10 protein-coding genes are annotated in these 14,688 nt (G+C 45.6%); 3 read left to right on the forward strand and 7 right to left on the reverse strand.

Annotation, left to right across the window (positions count from 1 at the left end):
* Positions 1–335: 335 nt before the first annotated feature.
* From A3EU_RS0120760 to A3EU_RS0120770, 3 genes are all read right to left on the reverse strand, one after another.
* Positions 336–1,721: a DUF819 family protein gene (locus A3EU_RS0120760; protein ID WP_020538123.1), complete on the reverse strand. Its 1,386-nt coding sequence runs from the start codon at positions 1,719–1,721 to the stop codon at positions 336–338.
* A 214-nt stretch (positions 1,722–1,935) separates the two neighbouring features.
* Positions 1,936–2,757 carry an SH3 domain-containing protein gene (locus A3EU_RS0120765; protein WP_020538124.1) on the reverse strand — a complete coding sequence of 274 codons (822 nt, stop codon included), beginning with the start codon at positions 2,755–2,757 and terminating at the stop codon, positions 1,936–1,938.
* A 319-nt stretch (positions 2,758–3,076) separates the two neighbouring features.
* Positions 3,077–3,541 carry a hypothetical protein gene (locus A3EU_RS0120770; RefSeq protein WP_020538125.1) on the reverse strand — a complete coding sequence of 155 codons (465 nt, stop codon included), beginning with the start codon at positions 3,539–3,541 and terminating at the stop codon, positions 3,077–3,079.
* Between the two features lie 557 nt (positions 3,542–4,098).
* On the opposite strand from A3EU_RS0120770, the gene A3EU_RS0120780 reads away from it, so the two are divergent.
* Complete coding sequence (locus A3EU_RS0120780; protein WP_026211504.1) at positions 4,099–6,522, forward strand: ABC transporter permease; 2,424 nt, start codon at positions 4,099–4,101, stop codon at positions 6,520–6,522.
* A gap of 216 nt (positions 6,523–6,738) precedes the next feature.
* Here the strand turns inward: A3EU_RS0120780 and aroB are convergent, their stop codons facing one another.
* On the reverse strand, positions 6,739–7,800 hold the full coding sequence (gene aroB, locus A3EU_RS0120785) for a 3-dehydroquinate synthase (protein ID WP_020538128.1): 1,062 nt from the start codon (positions 7,798–7,800) through the stop codon (positions 6,739–6,741).
* Between the two features lie 117 nt (positions 7,801–7,917).
* Positions 7,918–9,327, reverse strand: a complete 1,410-nt coding sequence (locus A3EU_RS0120790) for a tetratricopeptide repeat protein (RefSeq protein ID WP_020538129.1) — start codon at positions 9,325–9,327, stop codon at positions 7,918–7,920.
* A 229-nt stretch (positions 9,328–9,556) separates the two neighbouring features.
* Here A3EU_RS0120790 and A3EU_RS0120795 point away from each other — a divergent pair, with 229 nt between their 5' ends.
* Together A3EU_RS0120795 and A3EU_RS0120800 are read left to right on the forward strand one after the other, a co-directional pair.
* Positions 9,557–10,672, forward strand: coding sequence for a T9SS type A sorting domain-containing protein (locus A3EU_RS0120795; RefSeq protein WP_026211505.1), 1,116 nt, complete (start codon positions 9,557–9,559; stop codon positions 10,670–10,672).
* A 149-nt stretch (positions 10,673–10,821) separates the two neighbouring features.
* The gene (locus A3EU_RS0120800; protein ID WP_020538131.1) at positions 10,822–11,745 is read left to right on the forward strand and encodes a PepSY-like domain-containing protein; all 924 of its coding nucleotides are present in this window, start codon (positions 10,822–10,824) and stop codon (positions 11,743–11,745) included.
* 103 nt (positions 11,746–11,848) lie between these two features.
* Here A3EU_RS0120800 and A3EU_RS0120805 read toward each other — a convergent pair whose 3' ends face one another.
* Positions 11,849–12,154 (reverse strand): putative quinol monooxygenase, encoded by a 306-nt coding sequence (locus A3EU_RS0120805; protein ID WP_020538132.1) that lies wholly within the window; start codon positions 12,152–12,154, stop codon positions 11,849–11,851.
* Between the two features lie 9 nt (positions 12,155–12,163).
* Positions 12,164–14,335, reverse strand: a complete 2,172-nt coding sequence (locus A3EU_RS33130) for a CotH kinase family protein (RefSeq protein WP_052331323.1) — start codon at positions 14,333–14,335, stop codon at positions 12,164–12,166.
* Positions 14,336–14,688 lie beyond the last annotated feature (353 nt).

Here is a 14,688-nt window from a genome sequence, read left to right on the forward strand (position 1 = left end):
AAGTACGCAACTTGTTCAGAGTTTTACCCTGTTTATTCCTGTTTCCCCACCCTCGAGACAAGAGGGCATGGCTGCCAGTTTCATCACCTCACAATATTGTTGGTACTTATGTACCTACTTTGAAATCAGTATCTTTTTACTGATGATGTGACAAATTTAAAGCAAGTGCTGATTTATTGCAAATATTTTAATAAATAAAATTAATTTTTATAAAATTGATACTTTTTTGGCGTTTTTATTGATATTTTAAAAAAATAGAGATCAGTAATTGCGGTTGAATTACTGATCTCTTAATGGGCACTATATGAGCCTTTATTTTGCTTGATTTCTTAGGGCTAACTAACTGCTGCTTGCATTAAATAAGCACAGATAAGGGCACCATAAGTACCCAGTGCGTATCCTAGTACGGCCATCAATACACCTACAGGTGCTAAAGCCGGGCTAAAAGCAGAGGCAACAATCGGTGCAGAGGCTGCGCCGCCGACATTGGCCTGCGAGCCTACGGCAACAAAGAAGAAGGGGGCTTTGATGAGCCACGCAACAAAGAGTAGTAAGATGACATGAACGAGCATCCAGATTGCACCAATAGCAAAAAGACCCAGGTTGTTGACAATATCCCCAAGGGCCATGTGCATACCGATGGTGGCGACGAGGATGTAAATGAAGATACTGCCCCATCGGGAAGCTCCGATACCTTCTAGCTCACGGAGTTTTGTAAAGGAGAGTACTAAACCAATGGTTGTGGAAATGACGACCAGCCAGAAGAACCCACTTAATAAAGAGTTGAGGCCAGCTGCTTTTAGGCCATCTGCAAATGGTGCTAACCAACCAGTGATGAGTTCTGATCCCCAATGAGAAAGGGCCACCCCTCCGAAGCCTACGGCCAACAAAACATATAGATCGGTAGCAGTAGGGATTTTCTTGATTTTATCCTGGTATTCCGCAACTTTCTTTTCCAGGTCTTTGATAGCGGTATTGTCTGCTTTGAGGCGAGTATCGATACGGTCGGAGATTTTTGCGCCGTAAAGCAGGAAGCCCATCCATATATTGGCTACCACAATATCAACGACTACCATAGAAGCGAAGACACTTCCTTTGACCTCGAAAATTTCCTTCATGGCCGTCTGGTTGGCTCCACCTCCAATCCAGCTACCAGCGATAGTACTGAGGCCACGCCATAGCTCGTCGGGAGAAAATCCTACCAGATTAGGGAATAAATAGGTGAGGATAATAAGTGCAATGGGGCCGCCGATAACAATTCCCAGTGTAGCTGTGAGGAACATAATAATGGCCTTGGAACCCAAGCGCATAATACCTTTGAGGTCGATGCTCAGGCAAAGCCAGATCAAACTGGCAGGTAAGAGGTAGCGACTGGCGACAAAATAGAGTCGGGAACCTCCCTTGTATTCTTTGTAAACGGCTTCATCAATGCCTGCTTGGCCAAATAGTTTTTCGATTTCAGCTACCGAAGCTTTAGCCGGTAGATTTACGCCTAGCTCTTTGGCCAGGTCGTAGATGCCAGGCTCAAACCAGTCGTAGGCAATGAGATTAAGCGGCCAATGCAGAATGGCTGGTATAAAATAACACAGCAAAATAGCTGGAACGAAAGTATAAAATCGTTTCCAGGCTTTTTTGTCGCTACTAGCGGTAGTGAATACAAATGCCAGGGCCAGCATCAGGATACCGAAAACAATAGCATCATTGGTAAAAAATGGCTTCATAATTAAGGATGGGTAGATGAATTGATTACAAAAAATGCCGCGCTACTGAGCCTCAGTGGCACGGCATTTTTTGTAATGTGAGAATTGTTGCCAAAATAGGAAAATTTGCGCAATGCTTATTCTGACACCAAACCATCAACCATCCTCAAAGTCGGAAGTGCGGGGTTCGGAGTGCGGAGTGATAGGCATCCAACAATCGAACCATCAAACCAACTCAATCCCCCGCTACTAGCAGCACCATCTGCCACTGCCCAGCTTCATTCTTTTGGAAACCAGCACGGAAATCCAATGGTGAGCGGTAGAATTTCCCATAGAGGAACCCTTCCATACCATCGGCTAAGCGAACTTTGATCCAGGGGTGTGTTTCTCCACCGATGGTTTCCTGGGTGGGTGTTGTTTCGAGGTATTCCACGAGGTCATAGGAAAGCGTTTTTATGATTTTGGTACTCAGGCCGGGGCTGGAACGTAGGCGAACGCCAGCACCAATGACGGCACCAAACTCGTAAGGTTCGGCCGTGTGTGGCCAACAAGGGCCAAGGTAGGGAGCCTCGAAGTAAGGGGCTTTATCGTAGTTGTGGAATTGCCCGCCTAAGGCAAGCAAGCTTTCGAGCGTAGGCCAAAGGGTAGAGTTGGGGATTTTATCCGGGCTGTCTAATTCCCACATACGGATAAAATCCTGTAGGCCACCTTCCGCACCAAAGCCCGTTTTGATATTTTCACTGACGAAGGGCAAGAGCGCAAAAATATCCTTATTGGCAACAATGGTTTTGAGTTGTTCGCGGAAAAGAAAAAAGAGGGTGTCTTTGGGAGCGCCATCAGCAGGGTTGACCTTGCCAGCTTCGGGGTTGCATTCCAAAGGGAAAACCTCTTCTCTTGCTGTAAGTTGCTGTTGGTAGCTTTGGACAATACTATCGGTAAGGTTGGTATTGTTTGTGGTTGCAGTTTGTTCTGCTTCTGAAGTATCGGAGGATGCCGTATCTGTTTGGCAGGCCATAAAGCCCCAAACAAAAAGACCAAGTATTAGGTAGGTTCTCATAGCTCGTGATTTTTGGTGAAAATAACGCTTTAGTAGATGCTTGCGTTAATGTACAAAACCAGTTGATAGAACCCTAATAAAAAAACCTTCTCCATTTCAGTTAAGTATTGGTCAGAAATTAAGTTCCCTCTTTCAATTTCGGCTTTTAGCTTGAATAAACTCATCCTGACTTTTAGTACGGGGTCGTTTATATCTTCACTAAAAACCGAAAGTCGGGAATTAATTATTCGACCGTTACTAAAGTGAAATAAAGAAGGGTTGTGTTGGCAATATGATATTGCGCTGTTCTTTATTGGCTAAATAAAGATTTTACAAGCGTTTAGTTGTTGCCACCATCTTGTGATGCTCGCTTCTGACGAGGCTGGCCACGGCGTTCGCTTTTAGCTGCTGCCTGCTCTGCTTCCAGCATCTCAAATTGTTCTGGTGTAAGAAGGGCCTGAAGTTCTGCTTTTTTAGCATCGCGAATGGCTTTCAGTTGTTGGCCGTTGGCTCTACGATCTTCTCCGGCGTTGGCGCGGGCTTCTTTCTGTTGGTTGCGGTATTTTTCGTTGATATCTTTAAAGGCGGTAGCCTGCTCTTCTGAAAGGCCAAGTTTTTCTACCATTGCCTGGTGACGTTCTTCCATTTTTGCAGCACGCTGCTCAGGACTTGGGCCCTTGCGGAGTGGCGCTTCCATTTTATCCATAGTAGCGGGAGCTGTGCTGGTATTGCCTTTGTCTTGCGCTTGCAAGCTGAAGGTGAAAAGAATGGCTAGACTGAAGATTGCGAATTTGGTCATTTTCATTATTGAATATTTTTTTGACGTGAATATTTTTTTGAAGTTGTCTAATGTATTATTGCTCACTTACAGCAGAATACTTTAGAGCGTTTCTGTCCTTTGGACTCTGGCATTAGACTAAAGTAACATGCCGATTTTCCTGCGAATATCTTAAAGTTTTCTTAATTTTTTGCGCTAAGGATGGTAGCAGGCCCCTGCCAAGGGGAGACCGGGCTGGCGCAGCAGACCGGGCCGACCAAAGGGAGCTGCGCACAGCCTGACCCGCAGGGGAGCGCCCTAAGGTATAAGGTACTGGGTAAAATGTACGGGGTACTAGGTATACTGGAGCGCATGCAGAGACTGTTCATTTTTATGCAAGGATTGTCCGTTTTTGAACACTAGCGTGGTGTTTTGTAATGGTAGGTTTTGTTTAAGTTATTGATTATCAGTTGTTTTTTTATAGTGGAATGATAATTGAAACTATTGTGAGTATCGTTAAATGAAGGTTCTTCGCCCTTTAGGCGAATGGATCGTACCCGCCATAAATGACGGGGAACCATTAACACCGAAAAAAGCCAAAAGCAATGATAAAGAACTACCTAAAAATAGCGCTGCGTAACCTGAGACGCAGTAAAGTAATGTCGTTTATCAATATCTCCGGTTTGGCGATTGGTATTGCTACCTGCCTGCTTATTCTACTGTTTGTGCAGTATGAATGGAGTTTTGACCGCTACCATGAGAAAGCTGATCAGATAGTGCGGGTGGTCTTCAAGGGGATGGTGCAGGGAGAAAAGTTGAATGAATCCACTGTGATGCCCCCGGTAGCAGAAGCGCTGAAGGATGAATTTCCGGAGGTGGAAGAAGCTACCCGGTTGAGAGTAGCAGGTAGGCCTACGATTATTCGCGGAGAGGAAACTTATAAAACACACGAAGCTGCATTTGTAGATGCTAATTTCTTTTCGGTGTTTACCTTACCGCTGGTAAGTGGCGATGCCGCAACGGCTTTGGTGGAGCCCAATTCAATTATAATTTCTGAAGCCGTAGCTGAAAAGTTCTTTGGTGGAGAGAATCCGTTGGGGAAAACCCTTGATTTTAAGAACGGAGGCGAGCCCCACAAAGTAACCGGTGTGATGGAAGAGATACCGGAAAATTCGCATTTTCAATTTGATATTTTTATTGCCATGTCTGGCTTGGCAGAAGCTCGCCAGCCTTCGTGGATGGTCTCGGAGTTTTATACCTATCTGGTGCTACCGGAGGGCTATGATTATAAGAAGTTGGAAACGAAGCTACCGTCGGTTTTTGATAAATACGCTGGCCCACAAATGAAGCAAGCGATGGGCATGGGGATAGCAGAATTTCGGGCGGCAGGTAATGATTTGGGCTTGTTTTTGCAGCCCTTGACGGAGATACATCTCTATTCTGATTTTGCGTTTGATTTGTCTCCGCATGGAGATATCCGTTACCTCTATATTTTTGGTGCCATTGCGTTGTTTATGCTGTTTATTGCTTGTATCAATTTTATGAACATTTCTACCGCTGGGGCCTCTAAGCGAGCCAAAGAGGTGGGCGTTCGTAAGGTGATGGGATCGAGGAAGCGGGATTTGGTTTGGCAGTTTTTGCTGGAATCTATCCTGCTTGCGATGCTTAGTTTGGCGATGGCGATTGTTTTGGTTTCCCTGGCATTGCCTTTGTTTAACGAAGTTGCGGATAAGCAATTGAGCTTAAATTCACTGCCTATTCAGTGGCTGGTACCGGGACTGTTGTTGTTTGGGCTATTGGTGGGTACACTGGCGGGGAGTTATCCGGCGTTTTTCCTCTCGTCTTTTCGTCCTTCGGTAATATTGAAAGGAGGTTTAGGTATTGGGAATAAAAGCGTGAGTTTGCGGCAAGGGCTGGTGGTTTTCCAGTTTTTTCTTACGATAGCCCTGATGATTTGTACAGGTGTCGTTTTTCGGCAACTACAATTTATCCAGGATGCTAAATTGGGCTATGATACCTCCTCTGTATTGGTGGTGCCAGAATTGTGGGCATTGGGTAAAAACGAGGAGGTTTTTCGCCAGCAGTTGGCCCAGGATACTCGCGTGGTAAGCGCCAGCTATTCGGGTTATTTGCCAGCAGGATCTTCTTACAGCAACAATTTCTTTTTGATACCGGGCCAGGACAAGACCAAGATGGTGAAAACGCTGCGCTACGATGTCGACGAACACTATCTGCCTACGCTGAATATGAAACTGGTAACGGGCCGCAATTTTTCTTCCGAAATGGCAACCGACTCCAGTGGGATTATTCTCAACGAAGCCAGTGTGCGTGCCTTTGGCTGGCAGGAGGAAGAAGCCTTGGGGCAACAGCTGGTGTACGTTAATAACGAAGGACTGGGGACGACCTATCAGGTGCTTGGGGTTGTAGAAGATTTTCATTTCAAATCGTTGCACGAGCAGATTTCACCTTTAGTAATGGTGCTGGGGAGCAGGAGTGGTTCTGCCATCTTGAAAGTACAAACGGGTGATGTGGCAACCTTGCTAGCCGACCTCAAAAAGAGTTGGACGGCCCTGACCACTGAGCTGCCCTTTGATGCTTTGTTTTTGGATGAAAGAATTTACGAAACCTACAAAGCGGAAAGAAGAGTGGGAATCTTGCTAGCCGTTTTTGCTAGCCTGACCATATTTGTAGCTTGCCTGGGGCTGTTTGGGCTAACTGTTTTTGCCACGGAGCAGCGTACCAAAGAAATTGGTGTACGTAAAGTACTGGGGGCTTCGGTTGCGAGTTTGGTGCAGCTTTTGTCGAAGGACTTTATAAAACTGGTAGCAGTGGCCTACGTGTTGGCTTGTCCCTTGGCTTGGTGGGTGATGAACCAATGGCTGGAGGATTTTGCCTATCGGATAACGCTAAATGGCGGTGTTTTTGTCTTAGCGGGCATCCTGGCGCTGGCCATTGCTTTTGTGACGGTAGGGTATCAAAGCATTAAGGCGGCGCTTGCGCATCCGTTGAAGTCGTTGCGGAGTGAGTAGGGCTTTTAGGGTGCTAGGTATTTGGTACGGGGTACTTGGTATAATATTGCAGGCATAGGCTGATCAAACTGATATTGAAGCAGGTTGCGCGTGGCTATGCCAAAGCCCTACGCTTGGGACATATTTAGGAATGATTCAGGTAATGAAAGGAGTTTTAAACCTCCCTAATTAAAAGGTATTGACTTCCACTGAGGTGTTTCTTTTTGATTCTATCGCTTACCTCAACTGTCGATAATAAGCTAAACTCTCCACAATCTCTTCCTCAGTAGCTGTTTGGTTGACGGCTACCTTTCCCGCTGTGGGAATCAGGCTGAAATTGATGCGTGTATCTTCATTTTTCTTATCCTGGCGCATGGTAGAGAGGAGGAGTTCGTCGATACCTTCGGGAATGGCTTGATGGCCATAAATAGCTAGGAAGTAATCCGTGATGGCGGTAAGTTCGGGCTTGCTGAGGCTGAGCTGTTTTGCGGATAGCCAAGCTTCGCAGATCATCCCGGCGGCGATGGCTTCCCCGTGGAGTAGAGGCGTCGCTGTTTCCAGGAAATAACTTTCGATGGCGTGACCGATAGTATGGCCAAAATTGAGGGCCTTGCGGATACCTTTTTCATGAGGATCCTCCTGGACAATCTGTTGTTTTATAGCTACGGAGCGGGCTACCCATTTGCTCCAATCAATGTTTTCGAGATGGGTGATTTGTTGCAGTTCCTGCCATTGTTGTACATCAGCGATGAGGGCGTGTTTGATGATTTCGGCGAAGCCAGAGCGGAGTTCACGCGCAGAAAGCGTTTGAAAAAAGCGGGCATCAGCCCATACAGCGCGTGGATCACGAAAGAGGCCAATGCTGTTTTTTACACCATAAAAATCGATGCCGAGTTTGCCACCTACCGATGCGTCTACCTGAGAGAGTAGGGTAGTGGGGATTTGTATAAAGTCCATCCCACGCTTGAAGGTACCTGCGCAGAAGCCCCCCATATCGCCGATAACGCCACCACCCAGATTGAGCAAGCACCAGTTGCGGCCAGCACCTGCCTGGAAAAGTTGTTCCCAAATGTGCTGGCATGTTTCCAATGTTTTATGCTTTTCCCCCGCTGGAACGGTAATGTGATGGGGTTGGAAAGACGCTAATTGTTCCTTGATAAGTGGTAGGCAATGCTGGGCCGTATTGTCATCAGTGAGGACGGCGATGCCCGCAAAATCCTGGGCAGCCAGCCAACTTAGGTGGGCAGCGCTGATGGGGGAGATGTTAATGTCGTAGCAGTCGAGTTGTAGAACAGGCATGGGGGAGAAATTTTAAAACTAAAGTTTGCAGTAGCTTGGCGCTAAGATAATCATTAGTATTGCGCAGAAAATAAAACGCGATTTTGTTTTCGTGCTGTTTCTTAGAACGGGGCTATTTTAAGAAAAAGCATTACAAATATCTAGTAGCCAGTCCCGATCGGTAAGCAATTGAGTGTTTGCAATTGTCTGACGAATAGCTGCTCGTCGCGTTGGGGGGGTACGGAGGATACGAGCAAATATTTTGCAAAAGTTGAGGTAGGTCTGTTTCAGGTCGTGAGAAAGTTCTTTGTTGCGTTGGAGAAACATCATGAAAGCAGCCAAGAGAGAGGAGAGGGCATCTTCTTCCCCGGTCTCGAAATAAATTTTGGCGAGCAACACTCTTGCGCCCAGATAATAGTTGAGGTCGGTATACGCTACCCTGACGAGGTGCGACTGGGCTTTGTCCTGTTCCTTGGTGTAATAGAAGAGCTCTGCTAAGTTATAATGGTAGGCATTTTGCTGAAAAGCTTCGGGTAAATAGGGCAAAAACTTTTCGATAAAAACTTGGGCTGCTTCGTATTCCTTTTTGCGGAGGAAAAGCTTGATGACATTGGCGTAGGTCCAGGGAGAAAGCTGCCCATCTATGATGAGGAACCGTGATTCAATCCCCGTCAGGTAAAGCTGCAGGGCTTCTTGTACGTAAGGTTCGCGACCTTTACGGATTTTTCGCGCGCAATAATTGATCGCAAATTGATAAATCTCCGTAAGGTCGTGGTGAGAAATTTGATCGGTATACCGCTTCAAGTTGCCCTTAAGGTTGATAAAATGAGCTTCTTCCGATTCTTCACTGAGCATTTGGTAAATATCAAGATAGAGTCTAATGATGGGTTCGTGGCCTACAGGGCTGGCTTTAAGGTGGACAATCCAGGGTTCTGAAATGTTGATTTCGTAAACTGACTTAAGAATTTGCTGGCGATCCAGCATAGAGCAAGCGAGGTTCAATCGGCGCAAGTAATAGTAAGTGTCAAGGTCATGAGCGGCTTGTTGAATGGCAAGATCAAAGACCCTGTTTTTTTGCCGTACATAGTGTTGGTCCAGCGTTTCGGCATAGCGTGCTTTATTGCGAAAAAAATCAAAGCTATTACCCGTGGGTGTTGTAAGCTGCTGGCTGATGGATCGCTTTGCTGAGTCGTAATGTTTTTCCAGATTTCGTTCTGAAAAAACCTCCAGAGCTCCTAATTCTAGGGCTAAAGGGGTATTTGTTATCTTTTGTAGGCTTAGAAAATGAGTGGCGAGTTTATTTAATCTACTTAAGGCATACGTCAAGGTCTTGGCATTGTAATCCTGGTTGGGCCAGATCGTTTTGGCCAGTTCTTTGCGACTCTTTAAGCCCATACTGTCTGAGCTTAGCCACGTTTTTAGTATCCCTAATAAAGATAATAATTCAGGATCCTTATTGTAAAAAGGAGAAGCCAGGAAATCTTCCAGATCGTTCCATTCCTTATCTTTTAATGAACTAAGTAGAGGAATGACCTTTGATTTTTTCATAAATAATTAAAATTTAGCAAAATCGTATTTCGGTAAACAAGCAAAACATATTTAATTTAATTCAAATATTTATCAAGTAAATAATTGATTATAAGTTTTTTATTTGTGTAAAATAGGTTTTTAATGTTTTTATTGTTGATTATTTTTTTGGCAATTTAATAAAAATGTGGTTGCCAATGCTACGGATAACGATCACCTTTGTTAGGCAAAGAGAAAAAAGCAGAAGATTATGCGAAAGATATTATCCGTGACATTGTTGCTTTGCCTGATGCTGACAGCAGGAAGAACACAGGAGGTTTGGCCTGGGGACGTTAATAACAACGGTAAAGCAGACGGAGTAGACCTGTTGTTTTGGGGTTTGGCTTACGGAGCGGAAGGACCTGCCCGTATTGACGAAACCACTGATTGGTCGGCACAACCCCTACCGACTTTATGGCCAAGCAATTTTCCTAACGGCCTCAACTTTGCCTACGCCGATTGTAATGGAGATGGTATCGTAGATGAGGATGATTTTTCAGGCGCAATAGACGACAACTTCGGCTTAGAGCATCCTCCCGTTACGGCAAATGGTTACTCCAATGGGTCTGGCAACGCACCACGCTTGCGCTTGACGCCCAGTGCGACCCTCGTGGAGGAAGGAGCGATGGTTAATATTGGGTTTAGTATCGAGGATGCTGATCAGCCTATCTCTGATTTCTATGGTTTAGCCATTAAGCTGAGTTATACAACGAACTTACTGGCAGGAGACGACGGCCCGGATTTTGATTTAACGGAAAACAGCTGGGTGGAGGTAGATGGATCCTACGTACAGGAAATGTTTGTAGATAACAACGGCTTAGGAACAGCCGAGTTAGCCCTTACCCGAACCAATCAGCAGGCAGTAGCCGTAGGTAGCGGTGATATAGGAACATTTTCCATTATTGTGGAAGATATCATAGTTGGATTAGAGGTGGATACTTTCACCCTGCGTATTGATAGCGTACTGCTGATCGACGAACATTTTATCATGACACCAATCATTCCTGATACGACGCAAATTATCATTGCTAAAGACACTTCAAAACTAACGTCGGCCAGCCACCTTCCGTGGGCCCAAAACGGAGCGGCCAGCGTGGTGATTTATCCGAATCCTGCTACTCACTTTTTGCAAATAAGCACCTCCGTAGGTATCGAACAGATGGTCTTGGTAGATCAATTGGGAAGGGCAGAAGTGGTCTTGGATAGCGCGGTTCCCAAAGGCAACTACCGCTATGATGTTGGGGATCGCCAACCAGGGGTCTACTGGTTGAAAATAAGAACAACAGCGGGTATGCTCAGCAGAAAGCTGGTGATTGCACCGGATTGATGCGAAGTGGCACGGTGGGTTGGTTTGCCCAAGGTGTAGCCTGATCACAAAAAATCTCAGAGAAACTAATAGTTGAATTTACTGATACGAATTGTACCGTACTGCCTTGACAGTACCTGGACATTTCTTAACCTAAAAATCGTTTTAATATGAAAAATCTAATTTATTTATTGCTGCTCGGATACTCGGTAACACTTTTTTCTGGATGTAATTTTCTCAATCACGACGATGATACATTGGAACCCAATCCAGTGGTGTTACCTCCTGTAGCGGAAGATTTTATAGCGGAGAACTATCCCAGTCATTTTATTAGCAGCACCGATACAGAAGACCTGTGCGATAGTACACTGGTGTTAGAAGTAGAGCTGGAGGATGGCCCAGGGCCTGATGTAGATCTCTATTTTTCCCTTGATGGAACCTTCTTGTTTACAGAGACGGATATCAGTCTGATAGATTTGCCCGAGGCTGTACGCAATGCTATCAGCAACAACTTTGCAGATTACTCGATCAATGAGCAAAACATTGAACGGCATGATTATCCAGATGGTGCTATCGAATACGAGGTAGAATTGATACATAACATCACTGGTGACGAAGACGACGCCGTTTTTAACCCCAATGGAGAATTGCTTTGTTTTGAAGCTGATCACAACGATGACAACGGTAATGGCAACGGCACCGGTGTAAATATTCCAGACGAGGTTCGCAATTTTATTCAAGATCAATATTCAGGCTACATCATTACCAGTTCAGAACAAGAAGATATTTGTGACGATGTACCCATGTACGAAGTAGAATTAGAGGACGGCCCAGGGCCTGATATGGATTTGTATTTCAACTTAGACTGGGTATTCCAATTTAGTGAAATTGAAATTTCTGTGAATCAACTTCCTGCGGCAGTTACGGATGCAATCAATACCAATTATGCAGGCTATGAAATTGATGAGGACAAGGTGGAGCAGCTAGAACGTCCTGACGGATCGCTGATGTATGCGGTTGAGCTGGAATCTAATGACAACGATGCAGAAGTCATCTTCCATGCTGATGGCAGCATCTACTGCGAGGATCAATAGGCGGAAAAAATAATAACTGGGTGTGATTCATTCTTATCCACGCTAGAGTGGGCTAAGTGACGCTTCCTGGGCCATTACTTCGGTTTTGTGCTCAGGAAGTTTTTTATTCAATAAGCTCCGCCAGCGTATCCACACTCCAGGCAGCGGCTTTTTCGGCAAATAGAGGTTTAGTTTTGGCCCAGGTGTTGCGGAAGAGGTCGGAGTGGCGGTAGTTTTCCAGGGCTTCTTCACTCTCCCATTTACTGAAAGTAAACAATACATTTTCTTGCCTTTTACCACGCCACAGTTCCAGGTGCAGACAGCCAGGAAAGGCACGGATATGGGCACTGCTCTGGCGAAAGACCTCAAGGAAGTTATCTATTTCTTCAGGGCGAAACGTCATTTTTACGATACGTTTGAAGGAGGGCATATTTTTAGATTAATGAATAATGATTTTCCCTTCCGCTATGCGGTTGTCGGTATCTCCCACGACATAGAAATACATTCCAGCAGGTAGGGTTTGTACCTCTAACGTGATGCGAGGAGTCAGGATCGTTTGCTGATGGATCAATTGGCCGAGGCTATTGAAGAGATACAACTGTTGTCCTTCACCAACGCCAAAGATATCAAAATTGAGTATTTCACTGGCGGGATTTGGAAATGCCTGAATGTAGATTTCATCATCATCCAGCGTACCCGTACTACAACTACCAAACATAAAACGGTCCATGAAATCGAGGCGTTGAAGTGTCCATGTTTTTAGATAATCAATTTCTTCACTATAGGTGCTACCGACAAAATTATTGGGCCAAACATATTCGCCAAGAATAGGCCAGCGGGAGAAGTTGCGGGGCTGCGCTTCCTCCAAAAAGCTTACTTGCTCATCAATAAAACCCATGATGGAATCCGTATGCCAGGGGCCTGAGCGCAGTTCTCGCCAGCGGCAGTTCATGGCATTTGCAAAAGCGGTGTCTGCAGTAATCATTCTAGCCCAGAACGGAGGATTGAGCCAAGCGTCACCCGAGCAGACTGTGTTGAAATCAAGCTCCCATCCCGAAGTTAGATTAGCTTCACAATAATCGACGTTGCCCCAGGCGAGATTGTAATCCCATAGCGGCCCGGCGTAGAGTTTTCCCCCGTTGCTGTCTTTCTTTTTGTAAAGGAAAGTACTGATGCGGTAGCTATCTATATTTTTACACAACTCGGTAGTAAGAATGTAATCTACGAAAGAATTGACGTCGATATAGTTTTTGTAGCCCGTAGCAGGATCATCAAGGTTTTCGCTATAAATAGCAGATTCAAAATCAGTAATATAACTGCTGATGTATTCGAGCTGTTGGTCGGTAATATCTGGCAGCTCCGGATAGTGAAGCAGGTAATTGGTGCTCTGAAAACCACCACTGAGGGGCGCGAAGGGCGAGGTCCAGGCAATGGCGTCTCCGCCAGTTTCTTTATCAAGCTTGACAATATAGCCGCCGGTGAGTTCGTCACCAGCGTTGTCCTCCTCTGTTAGTTTGGCAATGTCTACCCTGCCATTATCACGTTTGATCTTTTCCATGAAGACGTAGACCCCTCGATAGTCGCCATTGATGAAAACCTCACAAAGTTGTGTGCGTGGCACCCAGTGACCGGTGCGGCGGCCCATCTCGAAGGTGAGTACATTTCTCAATAGGCTTTTGTCACTAAAAGGGCCGTTTAGTATCCAATCATTTTCGGAAGGCATTCCAAAAAGAGAAACATTGTTGTTTTCCCCTTGCGCATCGCGCGTTTCCAGCCCGTACGACTTTTTGGGGAAAATCGCTGAGGAAGACCCCCTGATTTCAATACCGATGAATCCATTGTACTCATTGCCCGAATCACCAAGGTAATTCCGCTGGTCGGAGCCGTTGTGAATGATCTGCATATTACCCAATACCTTAGGCTCATCAGGTATTTCTTCGTTGGTATTGATGACCACAAGAGGAAGGTTGGTACTGCTAAAGGCTGGCGGCGAAAAAATGCCTGTTGTAGGGCGATAGTCGCGCCGATTGTTGCTAATACCAGCATGCAGCCAGACTCTGGCACTGAGGTCGCTGGACGTTTCATCTTTGTTGTGAACCTGCACCGCGAGTACGTTATCCCCTTCGTTGAGGATAGTTGTCAATCTTTGGCCTCCTATTAATACATGTTCCGGTTCACCGCCTTGATAAAGGAGCGCCTCTCGATCATCGATGGCAGTTTGATTGAAAGCGGGGATGCCACTGCCGGCTACATTTCGGCGAGCAACTTCCTGGCCGTTGAGATAAATGACGATGCCATCATCGTAGTCAAACTGAAGTAAAGCTTGTTTTACGACATCGAGGTCGGTGATCTCAAACCGGAGGCGCATAAAGCAAGATAAAGTAGGCGTAATGGTGGTTTGATCATCATCGTCGCCATAGCCAATACCCCCGTTGCCAGTGAGCCAGGCGGTATCATCAAAGTTCAAGTTCACCCAGTCGGCGTCAACAGGAGAAGAAGGGAGGAGGTAGTGCCATTCATCCGTTTCGAAAACAACGGTTTCCCAGTGGTTGACTTGTGCGCATACATGAAAGCCAAGTATTAAAAGCACAACGGTCATCAATTCTCTCATCCTCTAGCTGATTGATTTTTTTAAGTACGCTAAGGTAATAGACAATCAGTAAAGTTTTGTTGAGGTGGTTTTGTTTTTAAAATTTGTTTAATAAATAATTTGTGTTTTAGTGTATGGCGACTTATATTTGCAATGCAGAAAGGAATAGACCCATTCTTTTCTACTCATCGGTTCTACCCCTCATATGGTCAGTGAGGAATATCAGAGGTTTTTTTACGCAATGCTGGCTCTACTCCGTTGAGAGTGGAGGTATAGAAGCGTGCCCCTGTTTGTAAAAGCAGGCGGTGTGTGGTGAACCGGATGGAATCTACTCCATAGAATGGGTGGGTTCCCGCCCTGGCGGGCGTGTGGCA

The sequence above is a fragment of the Lewinella cohaerens DSM 23179 genome, assembly GCF_000379805.1.
Lineage (GTDB): Bacteria > Bacteroidota > Bacteroidia > Chitinophagales > Saprospiraceae > Lewinella > Lewinella cohaerens.